Source organism: Acidovorax sp. HMWF029 (assembly GCF_003060895.1).
Classification (GTDB): Bacteria; Pseudomonadota; Gammaproteobacteria; order Burkholderiales; family Burkholderiaceae_C; genus Acidovorax.
The window spans coordinates 1-1,451 of sequence record NZ_QAIH01000294.1; the positions used below are offsets into that span (position 1 = coordinate 1).

The 1,451-nt window shown below is 72.0% G+C and carries 1 protein-coding gene and 1 pseudogene; both read right to left on the reverse strand.

Annotated features, from left to right (window positions below; genetic code table 11):
• Positions 1-185, reverse strand: a pseudogene (locus DBR12_RS20200) (tripartite tricarboxylate transporter substrate binding protein); the annotation flags it as partial.
• A 47-nt stretch (positions 186-232) separates the two neighbouring features.
• Positions 233-1,451: sensor histidine kinase (locus DBR12_RS20205; protein WP_233244963.1), on the reverse strand; the 1,219-nt coding region annotated here is incomplete at its 5' end.

A 1,451-nucleotide genomic window follows, 5' to 3' on the forward strand; every position in this document is an offset into this window, starting at 1 on the left:
CCGCAGGTCAGGTCGAACCCGCCGCCGGGGCGGGAGGGGGCGATGCATTCGGCGGGCTCCAGCGATGCGTCGGCTGCCCACACCGCCGGTCCGTGCGCAGCGCCTGCGGTGCCCGCAAGCGCTGCCAGCCACTGCAGGGTGCGGCGGCGGTGCAAGGCGTGGAGGGGGAATGGTGCGGACGGCATGGCGGGCGAATTCTGGCGGAATCTAGGGCGCTGCGGGGTGCGGGTTTTCAGCCCCGGGGCCACCACAGGATGGCCAGCAGGCCGCTGCCGCCGGTGCTTTCTTCCAGCCGCAGGCCGCCCCGATGCCGTTCGGCAATGGAGCGCGCAATCGCCAGCCCCAGGCCCGAGCCGCCCGCTGCGGCCTGCGAGCCGCGCCGGTAGCGCTGGCCCAATGCATCGCGTTCGCTGGCGGGCAGGCCGGGGCCGTTGTCTTCCACGCTGATGCTCCAGCCCAGGCCATCGCCTGCAGCCGACACGGTGACCGTGCCGTGTTCGGGTGTGTAGGCAATCGCATTGGCGGCGAGGTTGGTGAGCGCCTCGCGCAGCAGACCGCTGTCGCCCACGGCCATGAACTCGGGCGTGGGTGTGTGGATGCCGAAGTCGATCTGCCGGGCGCGGGCGCGGGGCAGCAGCTCCAGCGCCACGGCGCGCAGTAGTGCAGCCAGGTCGAACGGGGCGAGTTCCACCGCAGCCGTGTCGCTGCGCCCCAGTGCCAGCAACTGCTGGGTGCTGCGTGTGGCGCGCGCGATCTCGCCGCCAATCGCATCCAGCGTGTGCTGCACCTGAGCCGCATCGGCCTCGCGCCGGGCGTAGTCGATCTGCATCTGCAGCGTGGTGAGGTGGGTGCGCAGCTGGTGCGAGGCGTCGTCCAGAAACTGCCGCTGCTGCGCCACCAGTTCTTGCGTGCGCGCCATCTGCTGGTTGGCGGCAGCCACCAGGGGGCGGATGTCGGCAGGCAGGTGGGTGTCGGCCATGGGGGTCATGTCGTCGGGGCTGCGGGCCTGCACTTCGCGCGCCAGGCGCGCCAGCGGCCGCAGCGCTACCGCCAGCGTGGCCGCCGTGCCCAGCACCATGAGCGCCAGCACCAGCGTGTCGCGCACCACCGCCCGGCGCACAAAGCGGCGGGTGAACTCCTGCCGCGAGCGGGTGCTTTCGGCCACCTGCACCAGCACGCTGCTGGCATCGGCCCCGGCCCCGGAGGCAGGGCCGTCCACCGCACGGCGGTAGGCGGCCAGGCGTACGGATTCACCGAAGTAGGTGGCGTCGTAGAAGCGGGGCACGCCGGGCGTGAGCGGGCCGGGCGGCAGGGGCAGGTCGGCATTGCCCAGCTCTACCAGGCCATCCGACGATGCCACGCGAAAGTACACATTGCCACTGGCGGTGAGCTCGAAGAATTCGAGCATGGTGTAGGGCAGCTCGGCCGACAGGCCGCCCGATGCCGTGGAG